This is a genomic window from Rhodococcus sp. B50, from assembly GCF_013602415.1.
Taxonomy (GTDB): domain Bacteria; phylum Actinomycetota; class Actinomycetes; order Mycobacteriales; family Mycobacteriaceae; genus Rhodococcus.
Genome location: NZ_WPAG02000002.1, coordinates 694,236 through 711,606, shown reverse-complemented (window position 1 = coordinate 711,606; position 17,371 = coordinate 694,236). Strand labels below are relative to the sequence as shown.

18 protein-coding genes are annotated in these 17,371 nt (G+C 68.7%); 4 read left to right on the top strand and 14 right to left on the bottom strand.

Features of this window, described 5'->3' with window-relative positions; all coding sequences use genetic code 11:
* Positions 1-228: 228 nt before the first annotated feature.
* Positions 229-1,299 (top strand): iron-siderophore ABC transporter substrate-binding protein, encoded by a 1,071-nt coding sequence (locus GON09_RS03675; RefSeq protein WP_244865369.1) that lies wholly within the window; start codon positions 229-231, stop codon positions 1,297-1,299.
* Between the two features lie 36 nt (positions 1,300-1,335).
* On the opposite strand, the gene GON09_RS03670 is transcribed toward GON09_RS03675, so the two are convergent.
* The 4 genes from GON09_RS03670 to GON09_RS03655 are packed head-to-tail and all read right to left on the bottom strand — an operon-like array spanning position 1,336 to position 4,946.
* Entirely contained in the window at positions 1,336-2,004 is a 669-nt protein-coding gene (locus GON09_RS03670; RefSeq protein ID WP_213930647.1) for a methionine ABC transporter permease, read from the bottom strand.
* 13 nt (positions 2,005-2,017) lie between these two features.
* Positions 2,018-3,037, bottom strand: coding sequence for a methionine ABC transporter ATP-binding protein (locus GON09_RS03665; protein ID WP_213930646.1), 1,020 nt, complete (start codon positions 3,035-3,037; stop codon positions 2,018-2,020).
* Positions 3,037-3,873: a MetQ/NlpA family ABC transporter substrate-binding protein gene (locus GON09_RS03660; protein WP_213930645.1), complete on the bottom strand. Its 837-nt coding sequence runs from the start codon at positions 3,871-3,873 to the stop codon at positions 3,037-3,039. The genes GON09_RS03665 and GON09_RS03660 overlap by 1 nt, the downstream gene beginning before the upstream one ends.
* A gap of 44 nt (positions 3,874-3,917) precedes the next feature.
* Positions 3,918-4,946 carry an isopenicillin N synthase family dioxygenase gene (locus GON09_RS03655; RefSeq protein ID WP_244865368.1) on the bottom strand — a complete coding sequence of 343 codons (1,029 nt, stop codon included), beginning with the start codon at positions 4,944-4,946 and terminating at the stop codon, positions 3,918-3,920.
* Between the two features lie 350 nt (positions 4,947-5,296).
* On the opposite strand from GON09_RS03655, the gene GON09_RS03650 reads away from it, so the two are divergent.
* Complete coding sequence (locus GON09_RS03650) at positions 5,297-5,914, top strand: DJ-1/PfpI family protein (protein WP_213930643.1); 618 nt, start codon at positions 5,297-5,299, stop codon at positions 5,912-5,914.
* A complete protein-coding gene (locus GON09_RS03645; protein ID WP_213930642.1) occupies positions 5,911-6,387 on the top strand; it encodes a MarR family winged helix-turn-helix transcriptional regulator in 477 nt (158 codons plus the stop codon). Before GON09_RS03650 ends, GON09_RS03645 begins: the two co-directional genes overlap by 4 nt.
* On the opposite strand, the gene GON09_RS03640 is transcribed toward GON09_RS03645, so the two are convergent.
* The 10 genes from GON09_RS03640 to GON09_RS03595 all read right to left on the bottom strand — a co-directional run bounded on the left by GON09_RS03640 (position 6,354) and on the right by GON09_RS03595 (position 16,775).
* A complete protein-coding gene (locus GON09_RS03640) occupies positions 6,354-7,238 on the bottom strand; it encodes an acyl-CoA thioesterase II (RefSeq protein WP_213930641.1) in 885 nt (294 codons plus the stop codon). The two genes, GON09_RS03645 and GON09_RS03640, sit on opposite strands and share 34 nt — an antisense overlap.
* Positions 7,235-8,656, bottom strand: coding sequence for a pyruvate kinase (pyk, locus tag GON09_RS03635; protein WP_026061874.1), 1,422 nt, complete (start codon positions 8,654-8,656; stop codon positions 7,235-7,237). Before pyk ends, GON09_RS03640 begins: the two co-directional genes overlap by 4 nt.
* A 91-nt stretch (positions 8,657-8,747) precedes the next feature.
* Positions 8,748-9,638: a TM2 domain-containing protein gene (locus GON09_RS03630; protein WP_213930640.1), complete on the bottom strand. Its 891-nt coding sequence runs from the start codon at positions 9,636-9,638 to the stop codon at positions 8,748-8,750.
* A complete protein-coding gene (gene lgt, locus GON09_RS03625) occupies positions 9,635-10,624 on the bottom strand; it encodes a prolipoprotein diacylglyceryl transferase (RefSeq protein ID WP_213930639.1) in 990 nt (329 codons plus the stop codon). Before lgt ends, GON09_RS03630 begins: the two co-directional genes overlap by 4 nt.
* Positions 10,621-11,424 (bottom strand): tryptophan synthase subunit alpha, encoded by an 804-nt coding sequence (gene trpA, locus GON09_RS03620; RefSeq protein WP_213930638.1) that lies wholly within the window; start codon positions 11,422-11,424, stop codon positions 10,621-10,623. Before trpA ends, lgt begins: the two co-directional genes overlap by 4 nt.
* Positions 11,421-12,683 (bottom strand): tryptophan synthase subunit beta, encoded by a 1,263-nt coding sequence (gene trpB, locus GON09_RS03615; RefSeq protein WP_213934258.1) that lies wholly within the window; start codon positions 12,681-12,683, stop codon positions 11,421-11,423. The genes trpA and trpB overlap by 4 nt, the downstream gene beginning before the upstream one ends.
* Positions 12,684-12,795: 112 nt before the next feature.
* A complete protein-coding gene (gene trpC / locus GON09_RS03610) occupies positions 12,796-13,605 on the bottom strand; it encodes an indole-3-glycerol phosphate synthase TrpC (protein ID WP_064062973.1) in 810 nt (269 codons plus the stop codon).
* A 91-nt stretch (positions 13,606-13,696) separates the two neighbouring features.
* On the bottom strand, positions 13,697-14,362 hold the full coding sequence (locus GON09_RS03605; RefSeq protein ID WP_213930637.1) for a TIGR02234 family membrane protein: 666 nt from the start codon (positions 14,360-14,362) through the stop codon (positions 13,697-13,699).
* On the bottom strand, positions 14,359-15,942 hold the full coding sequence (locus GON09_RS03600) for an anthranilate synthase component I (protein ID WP_213930636.1): 1,584 nt from the start codon (positions 15,940-15,942) through the stop codon (positions 14,359-14,361). The genes GON09_RS03605 and GON09_RS03600 overlap by 4 nt, the downstream gene beginning before the upstream one ends.
* A 44-nt stretch (positions 15,943-15,986) precedes the next feature.
* The gene (locus GON09_RS03595; protein ID WP_213930635.1) at positions 15,987-16,775 is read right to left on the bottom strand and encodes a dioxygenase family protein; all 789 of its coding nucleotides are present in this window, start codon (positions 16,773-16,775) and stop codon (positions 15,987-15,989) included.
* A gap of 105 nt (positions 16,776-16,880) precedes the next feature.
* On the opposite strand from GON09_RS03595, the gene GON09_RS03590 reads away from it, so the two are divergent.
* Positions 16,881-17,366, top strand: a complete 486-nt coding sequence (locus GON09_RS03590) for a MarR family winged helix-turn-helix transcriptional regulator (RefSeq protein WP_213930634.1) — start codon at positions 16,881-16,883, stop codon at positions 17,364-17,366.
* Positions 17,367-17,371 lie beyond the last annotated feature (5 nt).

Below are 17,371 nucleotides of genomic sequence, written 5' to 3'. Positions count from 1 at the left end.
GTCGGTGATGAGCGAACCCCCGCGGGAGCCGAGTGCAGCCGTCCCCTCCTCCGCTCGGGCCGTGAGCGGTTTCGATAACAGAATACTATCAAATGTGACATCCGTCTCGTGATCTATTTGTGGGACATCACGAACTTGGCGGTCGCCCGGAAATCTGCCGGTAACCGACGAGTCGGTTGGAAGGTTAGGCTCACCTCTCGACATGCCCCCGATCAGCGAGAGGTACTCATGACACTCCGATCCCTGCGCCCCGGCCGCGGGCCGCGCGTGGCGGCCCTGCTGGGCCGCGGTCCGCGCGCGACCGCCGTGCTGGTCACCGCCGCCGCCGTCGTCCTCACGGCCTGCTCGTCCGGAGGTGGCGACGAGTCGGATGCTTCACCCACCGGCGATTTCGAGCCTGTCGCGATCGAACACGCGCTGGGAACGGCAGAGATCGACGCGCGGCCCGAACGGGTCGTCACGCTCGGGATGGGCTCGGCCGAGACGGCGATCGCACTGGGTGTCACCCCGGTCGGCGTGGAGGAATATCCTTGGGGCAGCGACGAAACGGGCTACCTGCCCTGGATCCACGAGGAACTGACCGAACGTGGCGAGCCGCTGCCCGAACAGTTCACCGGCGGAACCGAGGTGGACGTCGAGGCGATCGCCCGACTCGCGCCGGACGTCATCCTCGCGCCGTGGTCCGGCATCACGCAGGAGCAGTACGACCTGTTGTCCGCGATCGCCCCGACCGTCGCCTATCCGGAACTGCCGTGGACGATCACCTGGCAGGACCAGATCGAGACCATCGGCACCGCACTCGGCCGGCACCAGGAGTCCCTCGGTCTGATCACCGAGATCGAGGACACCTTCGAGTCCGCCGCGGCCGCCCATCCCGAGTACGCCGACGTGACGTTCTCCTACATCTACAACACCGGCCCCGGCACGCTCGGGGTGTTCATGCCCGATGAGCAACGGGTGGCGATGGTCCGCGGACTCGGATTGACCGTCGACCCGGTCGCGGAGACGCTCGAGGAGACCGAGGGCACCGACTCCGCGGTCATCGGTCTCGAGAACGCCGGCCTGCTGTCCGAATCGGATCTGATCTTCACCTTCTACTCCGACCCCGCGAACCGCGCCGAGATCGAAGCCCAGCCGGTCTACCAGCAGATCCCGGCGGTGTCCCGCGGGTCGCTCGTCGCGCCGAAGGAGCAGCCCTTCGTCACCGGCTCGTCGATCATCAATCCGCTCACCGTGCCGTGGGCGATCGACCGCTACATCCCGCTCATCGACGAGGCGATCGCGAAACTCGACCGCTGAGCCGGACGCACCGGTGGTGCGCCCGGCTCCCGGGCGTCACCGCCGGTGCGCGAGCCTGCGGATCATCAGATCACCGATGGACTGCATGATCTGCACCATCACGATGAGCACGACCACCGCGAGGAGCAGCACCGGCGTGTTGAACCGCTGATAGCCGTAGACGATCGCGAAGTCGCCGAGACCGCCGCCACCGATGACGCCGGCCATCGCCGAGTAGCCCACCAGCAGCACCAACGTGAGGGTGGCTCCGGCGATCAGCGGCGACAACGCCTCCGGCAGCAGCACCTTGCGCACGATCTGGATGTTCGTGGCCCCCATCGCCTGGGCCGCCTCGACCCGGCCGCGCGGCACCTCCCGCAACGCGGATTCGACGATCCGGCCGAAGAACGGGATCGCGCCGATGGTGAGCGGCACGATCGCCGCGGTGGGCCCGATCGCGGTGCCCACGACGAAGCGGGTGAACCCGATCAGTGCGATCAGCAGGATGAGGAAGGGCAGCGACCGGAACAGGTTGACGATCACACCGAGGACGGTGTTGAGCGTCCTGCGGGGCCACAGCCCGGACGGTGACGTCAACTGCAATACGATCCCGACCAGCACACCACCGACGATGGTGAGCAGGAACGACACCGCAACCATGTAGAGCGTCTCGAGGGTGGCTTCCCACACCTCCGGGAAGGCGTCGTACCACTGCAGCTTGTTCATCGCGCCTGCACCGTCATTCCGTGAGTCCCTCCAGTTCGCCTTCCGTCCCCCACGCCAGGCTCAGGTACGGGCGTTCGGCCACGAATCCTTCGACGCGTGCCCGGTCGGTGCCCGCAGTGAAGCGCAGGCGCATCCGGCCCACGGTGACGCTGCCGACCTGTTCGACCCTGCCGCCGACCACGGCGATGTCAGCGTCGAGCGCACGGATCATCTCCGCGAGCCACGGTCCGTGTGCGGCATCGCCGATCGCGGTGACCAGAGCCGTGTCCGCGCCCGAGCCCGCCGACGGGTCGGTGCCGACCGGGACGAGTGCGTGCCCGAGTGCCGACTCGGGATCGGCGACGAGATCGACGATCCGGCCGGTCTCGACGACCTGCCCTGCGGCGAGACGCGCGGCCGAGGTGCAGATCCGGCGCAGCACCCCGAGTTCGTGGGTGATCACCACGACCGTCACACCCAGTCGCCTGTTGACCTCGGCGACGAGATCGAGAACCTGATCGGTGGTGTTCGGATCCAGGGCGCTTGTGGCCTCGTCGCACAGCAGCACCTCCGGCTCGGCCGCGAGGGCACGGGCGATACCCACGCGCTGCTGCTGACCGCCGGACAGCTGGGACGGGAAACTCTCCCCCTTGCCCGCCAGCCCGACGAGATCGAGCAGCTCCAGGGCTCGCTTCCGGCGCTGCTCCTTGCCCACCCCGGCCACCTCGAGCGGGAACTCCACGTTCCGGATCACGGTGCGCGAATGCAGCAGATTGAACTGCTGGAAGACCGTCCCGATCCGGCGACGGGCCGCGCGCAGATCGGCGCCGGACAGCGTCGACAGATCGTCCTTGCCGAGCAGGATCCGTCCCGAGGTAGGCCGCTCGAGCAGGTTCAGGCAGCGCAACAGGGTGGACTTGCCCGATCCGGACGGGCCCACGATGCCGTAGATCTCACCGTCCGGGATCTCGAGCGACACCCCTCGTAGTGCCGCGACCTCCCCGGAGCGCCCCGCTCCGGGAAAGGTCTTGACGAGGTTATCGACGACGATCATCAGTTCGTCGGGTGGACCGGCAGTACGGCGCCGGAGTAGGTCTCCTCGATCCAGGCAGCCGTCTCGGGCGATTCGAGGGCCTCGGCGAGAGCGGTGACGGCCGGGTCGTTCTCGTTCTCGGCCCGCACGACGAGCAGGTTGGAGAAGGGGTTGCCCTCGACTTCTTCGGTGAGGATGGCGTCGTCGGCCGGGTTCAGTCCGGCTTCGAGGGCGTAGTTGGAGTTGATCACGGCGGCGGTGATCTGCGCGTCGTCGAGCTGACGGGCGAGCTGCGGACGCTCGATGCCGACGAGGTTCAGGTTCTTAGGATTGGCGGTGATGTTCGATTCGGTGACCACCGACAGGTCGGCCTCCTCGAAGGGCACGTCCATCTCGAGCAGACCGGCCGATTCGAGCAGGTACAGCGCGCGGGCGTAATTGGTGGTGTCGCGCGGCACGGCGACGGTGTCGCCGTCCTTCAGCTCGTCGAGCGACGCGATCTTGTTCGAGTAGAGACCGATCGGTTCGAGGTGCACATCGGCGACCGCGACGAGATCGTCGACCCCCTTCTGCTTCTGCCAGTCGGTCAGGTAGGGCTCGTGCTGGAAGAAGTTCGCGTCGACGTCGCCGGCCTCGAGCAGTTCGTTGGGATCGACCTCGCCGGTGATCTCGACGATGTCGAGCGTGTAGTCGCCCAGCGCCCCGGTGCTCACGATCTGGTCGAGGATCTCGACGTGCGGAGTGGACGATGCAGAGATCCGGAGGGTGGTGTCGTCCCCTTCGGACGACGAGCAGGCCGCCAGCCCCACAGCGAGGGTGAGCGCGGCGGAGGCGACGACGATACGACGCAGTGACATCGGGTGGATACCTTCCGTAGGGAATGCGGGACGGACAGAATCGATTATCGGGGTGCGGCGAAGCGGGCGAGGAGATCCGCGTGAAAACGCTCCGCCACGTTCGGGTGTGCTCGTAGCCGGGACTTGAGTGCGTTGAGGCCGTAGACGGCGTGCAGGGTACCGCCGTGCGCGTCGGGACCGACACCGCGGGCAACTGCTGCGAGATCCGCGGGCAACTCCACCGGTGGGAGGGCCCGGTCGAGACCGGGATTGAGGAAGAACGGCAACGACACGCGGTCGGTGCCCGCGGGCGGGGGCAGCACCCGATGGACCGTCGCCTGGAGGTAACCTCCGGTGGCGACCTCGAGGAGTTCACCGATGTTGACGATGAAATGACCTGGGAGCGGGTCGATTTCGACCCAGCGACCGTCGAGTTCGACCTGGAATCCGGTGCTGCCGGGCTCGGGATACAGCAGTGTCAACGCGCCGACGTCCTTGTGACTGCCTACCCCCTGGTCGGTGACCGACCGGTCGTGCCCGGGATAGCGCGCGATCTTGAGCAGCGGATCGGGATCGGCGAAAGCCTCCTCGAAGTGATCGGCCGGGGCGCCGAGCGATTCGGCCCAGGCACCGAGCAGTCGGCGTCCGACGCCGCCGGCCTCGTCGATCCAGCGCAACGCCAGTTCGCGCAGTCGCGGGATTCGCTCCGGCCACAGATTGGGGCCGTGCAGGACCTCCCAGGGACGGTCGGGGTCGATCTCGGCGACAGCGTCGCGCTCCGGACCGATGTCGAGTTGTTCGCGCCAGTCCACGTAGCCCTGGGTGCGTTCACCACCGACGCGGGTGTAGCCGCGGAAATGGGGCGAGTGGAGGTTCTCGATGGCGAGCTTGTCTACCTCGGGAAGGGCGAAGAACTCGCGAGCCGCGGCGACGAGGTCGTCCGCGAGCGCGGTATCGATCCCGTGACCGGCGAGGTGGAAGAACCCGATCTCGTGAGTGGCCACCCGGAGACTGTCGAGCAGAGCAGTACGGGCTGCGTCGTCTCCGTCGAGATGGGACAGATCGATGACGGGTAATACCGTCGAATCGGACATGATATGCCTTTCGAGCCGCATCGGATGCGAGGATTCCCGGTCGCTTGCCGGATGGTCGGCCGCAGCGGACTCAGGGAATCGTGAGGGCAGGACGAGCTGCCCGGACAGGGGTGATCAGCGGCAACGACAACACGCAGGAGCCACGGCGCCCCGAGCGCGTGTGCTCACAGTCTGCGTGTGAGTGTTGCCCATGTTCTCCTCCGATGAGGCCGCGCGCGACCTTCGACGACAGTGGCGCCACGACGTGGTCCTGATCAAGGCTAATCGCCTCCGCGACCACCGGGCAAATCACCATCGATCAGCGACGGCACGCCATTGACAGCACACTGCGTTTTTGTCAGCATACTGTCATGGTGGACACAGTTCACGTCGCCGTGTACGACACCCTGGCGGACTGGGAGATCGGATACGTCTCGGCGCACATCGCAGATCCCGAGTGGCAGCGGAATCCCGGGCGGTATCGCGTCCGCACGGTCGGCATCTCCGCCGAGCCGGTCACGACGAAGGGCGGACTCAGGATCGTCCCGGACACCGTGCTCGCGGACGTGACGCCCGAGGACAGCGCCATGCTGATCCTCGCGGGCAACGACATCTGGCCGACCGACGCCTTCGCTCCCTTCGTCGACAAGGCCCGGCAGTTCCTCGACGCCGGCGTACCGGTGGCGGCGGCTTGCGGCGCGACCGGGGCTTTCGCCGCCGCCGGACTACTCGACGAGCGGCCCCACACGAGCAACGCCCTCGAATTCCTGCAGGGCGTCGGATACGGCGGCGCAAGTCTGTACCGGGACGAGCCTGCAGTCACCGACGGCGATCTCATCACCGCGAGCGGCATCGCCCCGGTCCACTTCGCCCGCGCGATCTTCGCCCGGCTCGACGTGTACGAACCGCGCGTCCTCGACGCCTGGTACGCCCTCTACGGCGAACGCGACCCGCGCGGCTATTACCAGCTCATGGCATCCGGGTCGTGACGGAGCACCACGAGACGGACCTGCTCAGCGCGGCCGCACTGACCGCCTTCCGTCTCAACGGGCAGTTCCTCGCGCTGGCCGAGACCCTGGCGCGTCCCGTCGGGCTCACCGCCGCCTGGTGGCAGGTCCTCGGCGCGGTCTCCCCCGCTCCGCTCTCGGTTTCCGCGATCGCACGCGAGATGGGCGTCACCCGGCAGAGCGTGCAGCGCATCGCCGACCTTCTCGTCGACAAGGGCCTGGCGGAATACCGGTCCAATCCGGCGCACCGGCGCGCCAAGCTCGTCGCGATGACGCCCGCGGGCCGCGACGCGATCCGGGCGATCGGTCCGGCCCACGCCGACGCCACGCGCGCATTGTGCGAGGAGACCGGCGTCGAGGAACTGACGACAATCGTGGAGGGCATGCGCGCACTGTCCGCCGCCCTCGACCGATCGGCCGGTCAGCTCCCCGACGGACGACGCGGCGGAAAGTGACGGATCAGCCCTTCCTGCACGACGGTCGCTACGAGTTCACCCTCGATCGTGAAATAGCGGCCGGTCGCCATCCCGCGGGAACCTGCGGCCACCGGCGATTCCGTGGCGTACAGGTGCCATTCGTCGAAGCGGAGCGGACGGTGGAACCAGATCGAATGGTTGACGGTCGCGGCCACGATCCGGTCCAGTCCCCACGACAGACCGTGGGTGGTGAGGATCGAGTCGAGGACGGTCGTGTCGGACGCGTAGGCCAGTGTGGCGACGTGAAGCAGCGGATCGTCGGGCAACTGCCCGTCGGCGCGCATCCACACGCGGTTGTGACCGAGCTTCTCCCCCGTTCCCCGCAGCACCCAGGCAGGGTCGTTCGCGTAACGCATGTCGATCGGTTTGAGTGCACCGACGAAGTGCGGCAGCTGGTCCTCGAAGCCGCGCAGACGTTCGCCGATCGGCGGAAGAGCTTCGGGCAGTGGAACTTCGGGAACGGTCACCGAATGCTCGAGGCCCTTACCCCACCGCTGGAAGGCGGCGAGCATGACGAACAGTTCCTGCTCGTCCTGATAGGCGGTGACCATCCGGTTGGCGAAATCCCGGCCGTCCCGGTGGGTGACGACGTGGTAGTCGATGGGTCGCTTGACGTCGCCGCCCCGGATGAAGTGGGCATTGACCGCGTGCACCGGACGATCACCCACGGTGCGCCCGGCCGCGACAAGTGCCTGCGCGACGAGTTGTCCGCCGAAGGTGCGGCTGCCGACCTGCGTCGGATGCCCGCCCCGGAAGACGTTCTCCTCGGTCTGCTCCAGATCGAGCAGGCCGAGGAGAACATCGAGATCCGTTGTGTCCGAACGTGTCACCGGGTGTCTTTCTCACCGAGCCGGTGCACGTGGATGAGGTTGGTCGAACCCGAACGTCCCGGAGGGGCACCGGCGACGATCACCACGAGATCGCCACGCTGGTACCGGCCCAGCGACAGCAATGCCGCGTCGACCTGTTCGACCATCTGATCGGTGGTGTCGACCGGTTCGACCGAGAAGGTCTCGGTACCCCACGTCAGCGCCAGCTGGTTACGGATGTGCGGGACGGGCGTGAAGGCGAGCAGCGGCAGCGGCGTGTGCAGACGCGCGAGCCGGCGCACGGTGTCGCCGGACTGGGTGAAGGCAACGAGCGCCTTGGCGTCGAGACGCTCACCGATGTCGCGGGCGGCGTACGAGATGACACCGCGCTTGGTGCGCGGAACGTGCGTCAGCGCAGGAACTTCCGTCGAATCGGATTCGACGGCGGCGATGATGCGCGCCATCGTGCGAACCGTTTCGACCGGGAATTTCCCGACGGAGGTCTCACCCGAGAGCATCACGGCGTCGGCGCCGTCGAGCACCGCGTTAGCGACGTCGGACGCCTCGGCGCGGGTGGGACGCGAGTTCTCGATCATCGACTCGAGCATCTGCGTCGCGACGATGACGGGCTTGGCGTTCTCGCGCGCGATCTGGATCGCGCGCTTCTGCACGAGCGGGACCTCCTCGAGCGGCAGCTCGACGCCGAGGTCGCCGCGCGCCACCATGACCGCGTCGAAGGCGAGGACCACGGCCTCGAGATTCTCGACGGCCTCGGGCTTCTCGAGCTTGGCGATCACCGGCACGTGCCGCCCGACGCGGTCCATGACCTCGTGGACGAGTTCGACGTCGGCCGGCGACCGCACGAACGACAAGGCGATGAAGTCGACACCGAGGCGCAGGGCGAACTCGAGATCCTCGATGTCCTTCTCGGACATGGCCGGAACGGAGACGTTCATCCCCGGCAGGGAGACACCCTTGTTGTTGCTGACCGGTCCGCCCTCGATGACCCGGCAGACGACGTCGTTGCCTTCCACCGCCTCGACCACCAGTCCGACCTTGCCGTCGTCGACGAGCAGCCGGTCGCCGGCGACGGCGTCCTGAGCGAGTTCCTTGTAGGTGGTCGAGACGCGGTCGTGGTCGCCGACCACGTCGTCGACGGTGATGCGGACTACTTCACCGTGTTCCCACACAGTGCGGTCCTCGGCGAATCGTCCGAGCCGGATCTTCGGCCCCTGGAGATCGGCGAGGATGCCGACGGCGTGCCCGGAGGCCTCCGACGCAGCGCGGACCCGGTTGTAGTGGCCCTCGTGGTCGGCGTGTTCGCCGTGGCTGAAGTTCAGGCGGGCGACGTCCATTCCGGCGTCGACGAGATTCCGCAGGACATCGGGGTCGGCGGTGGCCGGCCCCATAGTGCAAACGATCTTGGTGCGTCGGGTCACGGTTCGAGCCTAGCCTTCGACGCTCGGAGCCTCCATCTCAGCACCCCGGCGCGTGTCGCCGGGGCGCCCGAGAGACGGCGGCACCCGGGCGTCACGGACGGAGTTGACGTCCGTTCTTGTCGCGGACCTTGCCTGTGAGCATGAGGATGCCGTCGATCAACGGCCAGATGCCCCCGATACCACAGGTGAGCCAGGTGACGGCGATCTGCGCGACCGCCACGCCCGGCTGGTCGAGATAGAAGCGCCCGGCACCGAAACCGCCGAGCAGGATCCCCAGCACGCCCGCGGTGACCTTGCTCTTGTCGGAGTAGGGCTCGCCGGTATAGGGATCGCGGCCGTAGGGGGCAGCGAGGTCGCGTCCGTACGGGTTCGCCGGGTCGGTGTAGCCGTAGGCCGGCGACACCCCGTAGCCGGGCGAGCCGTACTGGCCGCCCTGCGGCGGCTGTCCGTATCCCTGGCCGCCCTGGGGCGGCTGTCCGTACGGCGCAGGACCGGGCGGAACGTGGGAGTACGAGGAGCCCGGCGCCGATGGTGAACCCTGCGGCGACGATCCGATGGGATAGTGCGGATCGGGTGTCCCGTAGACCGGTCCGGCGCCGCTTCCCGGCCGACCCGCGTGCTCGCCGTAGGGGTAGTCGCCCGGCGGCGGGTAATCGGACTGGTGCTCGGCCGGCGGCGGGTAGCTGGGTGTGTTCCCCCAACCCGGGCCGTTGCCGACGCCGGAATAGGTGTCCCATCCGGGCCCCGGAGTGCCGGTGGCACCACCGAGAGAGTCGAGGGTGGGCGGTTGCGCGGACAGCGAGGCCTGCGCGGTGGCGTCGTAGTCGAAGGCCCGTCCGAGATCGGGCGGCGGGGTCTGGTCGCTCTCCGACGACCGATCCGGGGTGTCCGCGCCGGATCCGGACCCGGTCCGCTTCGTCAGGTCCGGCTTGGCAGGCTCCGAATCGGGTGCTCCCGCAGCTCCCGGGTCCTGTGTGGTCACGAGTGATCCCCCTTGTTGTCTCCGGACGTCGCCTCGTCGACTCTACCGGCGGCAGGCGAGCGGCCGGCCGTCTCCTGCTCGCCCGCCGGGGCGGCCGCGGCTGTGTTCGCTGTCGCCGCCGGATTCAGTGTCGAGGGCTCCTCGCGGCCCTTGCGCGCAAGGACGAAGTACGCGACCGCGAGCACGAACACGATGCCCGAGGTGAACGTGTTGATCCGGATGCCCGCGATCTCGGTGGCGGCGTCCGTGCGCATGAGTTCGATCCAGAACCGGCCCGCGCAGTACCCGGCGACGTAGAGGGCGAACAATCGTCCGTGGCCGATCGTGAACTTCCGGTCGACGAGCACCAGCAGCAGCACGACGGCGAGGTTCCACAGCAGTTCGTAGAGGAAGGTCGGGTGCACCACGAAGGCCACCTCGCCGGTGGACACACCGTCGACCAGCCCGGGAGCGACCTGCCCCGCCTCGTTGCGCCGCTCGTAGATCTCGAGTCCCCACGGGACCGTGGTCTCGCGGCCGTAGAGTTCCTGGTTGAACCAGTTGCCGAGGCGCCCGATGGCCTGCGCCAGCAGGATCGCCGGGGCCAGCGCGTCCCCGAAGGCGGGCAGCGGGATCCCGCGCCGGCGGCACCCGATCCACGCCCCCAGCGCTCCGAACGCGACGGCGCCCCAGATACCGAGGCCGCCCTCCCAGATCTTCAGGGCGTCGACCGGCTCCGCCCCGGCTCCGAAGTACTTCTGCCAATCGGTGGCTACGTGGTAGAGCCGCCCGCCGATCAGACCGAAGGGCACCGCCCACACGGCGATGTCGAGGACGGTGCCCGCCTGCCCGCCGCGGGCGACCCACCGGCGGTCACCCCACCAGATCGCCACGACGATCCCGACGATGATGCACAGGGCGTAGGCACGGAGGGCGAAGGGCCCGAGGTACCAGACGCCCTGCGGCGGACTCGGCAGATATGCCAGAACAGACGCAGTGGATGTCACGAGTGCACGTTAGCGGAGCGAACGCCCTTCGCGAGATCCTGTGTGAGGGCGAGCAGCGCGTCGTGTCCCTCGGCCACGGCGGAGACCAGCGCCGAACCCACGATCACGCCGTCGGCGTAGCCCGCGATCTCCGCGGCCTGTGCACCGTTGCGCACACCGAGGCCGACGCCGACCGGGATGTCGGAGTGCGTGCGTACCCGGGCGACGATCTCCGGCGCGCGGTTGTCGACGCTGTCGCGGGCACCGGTGACACCCATCGTCGACGTGGCGTAGACGAAGCCGCGGCACTTGTCGAGGGTGGTCGCGAGGCGTTCGTTGGTCGACGACGGCGCGACCAGGAAGATCCGGCCGAGCCCGTACTTGTCGGCCGCGGCGATCCACTCCTCGGCCTCGTCCGGCACGAGATCCGGCGTGATGATGCCGAGTCCGCCCGCCGCGGCGAGGTCGCGCGCGAAGTTCTCGACGCCGTACTTGATCACGAGATTCCAGTAGGTCATCACGACTGCGGCACCGCCGGCGGCGGTGATCGCTTCGACTGCGGGGAAGACGTCGCGGACCCGGACGCCGTTGGCGATCGCCTCGAACGCAGCGTTCTGGATGGTGGTGCCGTCCATGACGGGGTCGCTGTACGGGATGCCGACCTCGATGAGATCGCAGCCGCCCTCGACGAGGGTCTTCATCGCCTCGACGGAACGCTCGACCGTCGGATAGCCGACCGGGAGGTAGCCGACCAGCGCGGCGCGGTTCTCGGCACGGCAGGTCGCGAAGATCTCGGTCAGGCGTTCGTGTGGGGCGCTCACTGGGCTGCTCCTTCGGGGCCGGTCTTGTCGGCGGACTCGTCGGTCGGCAGGTAACCGAACCACTTGGCGGCGGTGTCGACGTCCTTGTCTCCGCGACCGGAGAGGTTGACGAGGACGATGGCGCCCTTGCCGAGTTCGGGGCCGAGTTTCACGGCACCGGCGACGGCGTGGGCCGACTCGATCGCGGGAATGATGCCCTCGGTGCGGCACAGCAACGCGAAGGCGTCCATGGCCTCGCTGTCGGTGACGGCGCGGTACTCGGCCCGGCCGGTGTCGGCGAGCCAGGCGTGTTCGGGGCCGACGCCGGGATAGTCGAGCCCGGCGGAGATCGAATGAGATTCGATGGTCTGGCCGTCCTCGTTCTGCAACAGATACGAGTACGCGCCGTGCAGGGCACCGTGGGTGCCGCCGCCGATGGTGGCGGCGTGCCGTCCGGTCTCGACCCCGTCTCCCCCGGCCTCGCAGCCGACGAGCTTGACGGACGGGTCGTCGATGAACGGATGGAAGATGCCGATCGCGTTCGACCCTCCGCCGACGCAGGCGACGACGGCGTCGGGCAGACGACCGGTGAGCTCGCGGATCTGGGCGCGTGCCTCGAGGCCTATGATGCGCTGGAAGTCGCGGACCATCGCCGGGAAGGGATGCGGACCGGCGGCGGTGCCGAAGCAGTAGTAGGTGTTGTCGGCGTTGGTGACCCAGTCGCGCATTGCTTCGTTGATCGCGTCCTTGAGGGTGCGCGAGCCGGTCTTGGCGGCGATCACCTCGGAGCCGAGCAGACGCATACGCGCGACGTTGAGCGCCTGCCGCTCGGTGTCGACCTCGCCCATGTAGACGCGGCATTCGAGACCGAACAGGGCGCACGCGGTCGCGGTGGCGACACCGTGCTGGCCGGCTCCGGTCTCGGCGATCACGCGGGTCTTTCCCATGCGCTTGGCGAGCAGCACCTGCCCGAGCACGTTGTTGATCTTGTGCGAGCCGGTGTGGTTGAGATCCTCGCGCTTGAGGAAGATGCGCGCGCCGCCGGCGTGTTCGCTGAGACGAGCGGCCTCGTAGACCGGGGACGGACGACCGGTGTACTCGCGCTGCAGCCGATCGAGTTCGGCGAGAAAGCCGGGGTCGACGCGTTCCTTCTCGTAGGCGGCGGTGACCTCCTCGATCACCGCCATGAGCGCCTCGGGCACATAGCGGCCACCGAAGACTCCGAAGTGGCCGCGGACGTCGGGTTCGTGCGCGGTCGGAGTGGCGAGGGCTTCGCTCATCGAGGGAAGCCCTCGGCCCTTGGCGGAAAGTGCGGAATCGTCTGCAGTCACGCGTCCAGTCTGCCCCACCACGCGACGCGGATCACGTGCGGGTCCGGACCGGCAGGGACGGTCAGCGTGCGGGCTTGGGGCACGACGGATGCGTGCCCACCGTCACCAGTTCGGCGACCGCCTGACGCGGATCCCCACTGGTCACCAGACCTTCCCCGACGAGCACCGCGTCGGCGCCCGCGCCCGCGTACGCGAGCAGATCGGCCGGTCCGCGGACACCGGACTCGGCGATCTTGAGCACGTTGCTGGGCAGGCCCGGCGCGATGCGCGAGAACGTCGTCTTGTCGACCTCGAGCGTCTTGAGGTTGCGGGCGTTGATCCCGATGACGGTCGCGCCGGCTTCGAGGGCTCGGTCGGCCTCCTCCTCGGTGTGCGCCTCGACCAGCGCCGTCATCCCGAGCGACTCGACCCGGTCGATCAGTGCCGTCAGCACGGTCTGTTCGAGCGCGGCGACGATGAGGAGCACGATGTCGGCGCCGTGCGCACGCGCCTCGTGGATCTGGTAGGGACCGACCACGAAATCCTTGCGCAGCACCGGAATACGAACGGCACGACGCACGGCGTCGAGGTCGGCCAGGCTGCCGTGGAATCGGCGTTCCTCGGTGAGGACGCTGATGGCACGAGCCCCTCCGGACTCGTAGGCCGCGGCGAGCTCGGCCGGATCGGCGATGTCGGCGAGAGCACCCTTCGAGGGGCTGGCACGCTTCACTTCCGCGATGACCGCGATGCCGGGCTCGCGCAGCGCGGCCTTGGCGTCGATCGGCGGGGGCGCACTCGCAGCAGCAGCCTTCACGGAGGCGAGGTCGAGGGCCGCCTCACGGGCGGCGACGTCGGCTCGCACTCCTTCGAGAATCGAATCGAGAACTGTCATCGTGGCTCGAGTCCTTTCCCACCCTGCTCAATCCCGATGTGATCAAGCTCATCGGATCTGTATAGAAGAGTAGTGAACTGGTTTACAGCAGTCACCGGCGGGTGCCCGTATCACCCTCGCCACCCTCGTCCGTGGGATCCTCACCAGCGTCCAGCGCGTCCCACAGACCGCGTTCGGACAGCGGCTCGTCGTTCTCCGCGCGCCGGGCCGCCGCCTCGCGACGCGCCGCCGGGGCGTCGTACTTCGACGACAGTCCGGCCGACTCTCGCGGGGTGCGCCAGAGGGTCACCGCGGCAGCGAGGACGGCGACGGCACCGATGATCACGAGGATCGACGGCAGCGGATACGTCTCCATGCCGGTGACCGTCGCGCGGTCCGGCAGCGCGGCCACCCCGGCTGCCGTGCCGGGGTCGGGGTCCCCGGTCAGCAATCGCACCGCGGGGACCGCGGCAGCCACGGCAACGGCTGCCACCACGAGCGCCACGAGACGCAGCGCCACGCCGCGCACGGCGAAGACCGCGGCGACCGAGGCGAGCAGGACGAGAGCGAGAGGGGTCAGTGCCGCCGCCCAGCGACCTCCTTCGAGATCGTCGACGCGGTCGATGCCGAGACCGTCGGACGAGATCGCGGTGACCCATGTCATCCGGCTCGAGGCCCACAGCAGGGCGGCACCGAGACCGAGCAGCAGGGCGGCGATCACGGTCGGCCGGCGCCGGCGTCCGGTGGCGGTGCCGGTGTCCGGCGTCTCGTCGGTCACCGCGCGTCCTTGCCGTAGGTGGTCAGTGTGGACGCGGCGGCCACGGCGGCGAGTGCGGACATGGCCTTGTTCCGGGCTTCGGTGTCCTCAGCCTCCGGATCGGAGTCGGCGACGATGCCGGCACCTGCCTGCACGTAGGCGACGCCGTCCTTGACGAGCGCGGAACGGATCGCGATCGCGGTATCGGCGTCGCCCGCGAAATCGAGGTAGCCGACGATGCCGCCGTAGATACCACGCCGGGTGGATTCGAGTTCCTCGATCAGTTCCATCGCACGTACCTTCGGCGCGCCCGACAGGGTCCCGGCGGGGAAACACGCGGTGACGGCGTCGAGCGCATGTTTGCCCTCCGCGAGTCGTCCGGTGACTGTGGAGACGAGGTGCATCACGTGGCTGTACCGCTCGATATGCCGGTAATCGTGCACCTCGACGGTGCCCGGTGCGCACACCCGGCCGAGATCGTTGCGGCCGAGGTCGACGAGCATGAGGTGCTCGGCGTTCTCCTTCTCGTCGTGGACGAGATCCTTCTCGAGCAGGAGGTCTTCCTCCTCGTCCGCGCCGCGCCACCGGGTCCCGGCGATGGGATGCGTGGTGGCCACCCCGTCCGAGACCGTCACGAGCGCTTCGGGGCTCGATCCGACGATCGAGAAGGCCGTCTCGCCGTCCGGGCCGGGGATGTGGAGCAGGAACATGTACGGGCTGGGATTGGACGCGCGGAGCATCCGGTACACGTCGATCGGTGCTGCCTCGCAGTCGATCTCGAATCGCTGCGAGAGCACCACCTGGAAGGCCTCACCGGCCTCGATGTCGCCGATCAGCTTGCGGACGTCCGTGCAGAACGACTCGGTGGTGCGCTGGCGGCGGTAGTCGGGCTCGGGCCGCGAGTAGGTCGCGACGGTGGCGGGAGCGGGCGCGGCGAGCGCCTCGGTCATCCGGTCGAGACGGGCCACGGCGTCGTCGTAGGCTTCGTCGACGCGCTCGTCCGAGCCGTCCCAGTTCACCGCGTTGGCGATGAGCCAGATCACCCCCTCGTGGTGGTCGACGGCCGCAAGGTCGGTGGCCAGCAACATCACCATTTCGGGGATCTGCAGGTCGTCTTCGGCGAGCGTCGGCAGCTTCTCGAGATAGCGGACGACGTCGTAGCCGAGGTAACCCACCATGCCACTGGTGAGGGGGGGAAGTCCGTGGATGCGGTCGGTGTGGAGCAGCTGCAGGGTCTCACCGAGGACGTCGACGGGGTTGCCGCCCGTCGGCGCGCCGGCGGGGACGTGCCCGTACCAGGCCGCGTCGCCGTCGACGACGGTCAGCGCCGCCGGACTTCCGGCCCCGATGAACGACCACCGCGACCACGACCGGCCGTTCTCCGCCGATTCGAGCAGGAAGGTCCCGGGGCGGTCGGCCGCGAGCTTGCGGTAGGCCGACAGCGGGGTCTCCGCGTCCGCGAGCACCTTGCGGGTCACCGGGACCACGCGGTGCTCGGCGGCCAGCTGACGGAACTGCTCGCGGGTGGTCGTCGAATCGGACCGGCCGCCGCCGGAGGAGTCGGTGGTGGCTGCGGGAATGGTGGTGGGCTCGCCGGACATGCGCCCCATCATCCCAGGGGCCGTGTCCGGCGATGCAGCCGCGGTCAGGCGACCTGGAACGACCGCTTGGCCAGACCCATCCAGAAGCCGTCGACGACCTGGTCGATGCCGCGATCCGGAGTCTCCGAAGCACCGAGGGTCACGAACAGCGGCGCGAAGTGTTCGACGGTCGGGTGCGCGTAGGGCATGCCCGGTGCGCGGTTCCGGAAGTCCAGCAGAGCGTCGACGTCGCCGCGGGCAAGTTGCTCGGCGGTCCAGTGGTCGAACTCCGACGACCAGCCCGGCGCGGCGGCCTCGGGCCGCGGGTCGCGCAGGAAGGGCAGGCCGTGCGTGGTGAACCCGGACCCGATGATGAGTACGCCCTGCTCGCGCAGCGGCCGCAGCCGGGCGCCGAGGTGCAACAGCCGTTCCGGGTCGAGGGTGGGCAGGGAGATCTGCAGCACCGGGATGTCGGCGTCCGGGTACATGACGGTCAGCGGCACGTAGGCACCGTGGTCGAGTCCTCGGTTCGGCTGCTGCACCACCGGTTCGTCGTCGGGCATCAGTGCCGCGACCTGGCGGGCGAGATCGGGCGCTCCGGGGCTGGTGTAGGTCACCTCGTAGAAGCGCCGCGGGAATCCCCCGAAGTCGTAGACGAGCGGGGTGCCCGTGGTGGTCGACCCGATGGTCAGCGGAGCGGACTCCCAGTGCGCCGAGACGACGAGGATCGCCGTGGGCCGCGGAAGGTCGGCCGCCCAGCGCTGCAGCTGCGAGACCCACAACGCGCTGTCGACGAGTGGTGGGGCGCCGTGACTGAGGAACAGGGCGGGCGTGGTCGCAGAATCGGTGCTCATGACATCCCCTCAAGTTGAAGCTTCAAGTATCATAGAGGAGAACCTGCCCCGAGGCCATTCTGTTCCCCGGGTGCGGCGGCGAGCCCGAACGAGCGAGGAGAACGCATGAGCAACGAGGACCCCCGATGGCTCGATCCGACGCAGCAGAACGCCTGGCGCGCACTCGTCTCCGTCATCACGCGCTTGCCGGCCGCGCTCGACACCCAGATGCAGCGCGACTCCGACATGACCCACTTCGAGTACTTCGTCCTCGCACTGCTCTCCGAAGCCCGCGAACGCAAGCTCCGCCTCAACGCCCTCGCCGCCGAGGCCAACGCGTCGCTGTCGCGGCTGTCCCACGTCGTCACCCGCCTGGAGAAGCGCGGCTGGGTGCGACGCGAACCGGTTCCGGGCAGTCGTGGTTCGTACGCCGTGCTCACCGACCACGGCTACGACACCGTCGTCGAGGCGGCCCCGACCCACGTCGAAGCGGTGCGCAGACTCGTGTTCGACGGTCTCGACGACGAGCAGGTGCGTACGCTCGCGCGCCTCGGTTCCGCCCTGGTCGAGCAGATCGACGAGGGGATCGCCGGCGGCATCGGCAAGGCCTGAGCGGC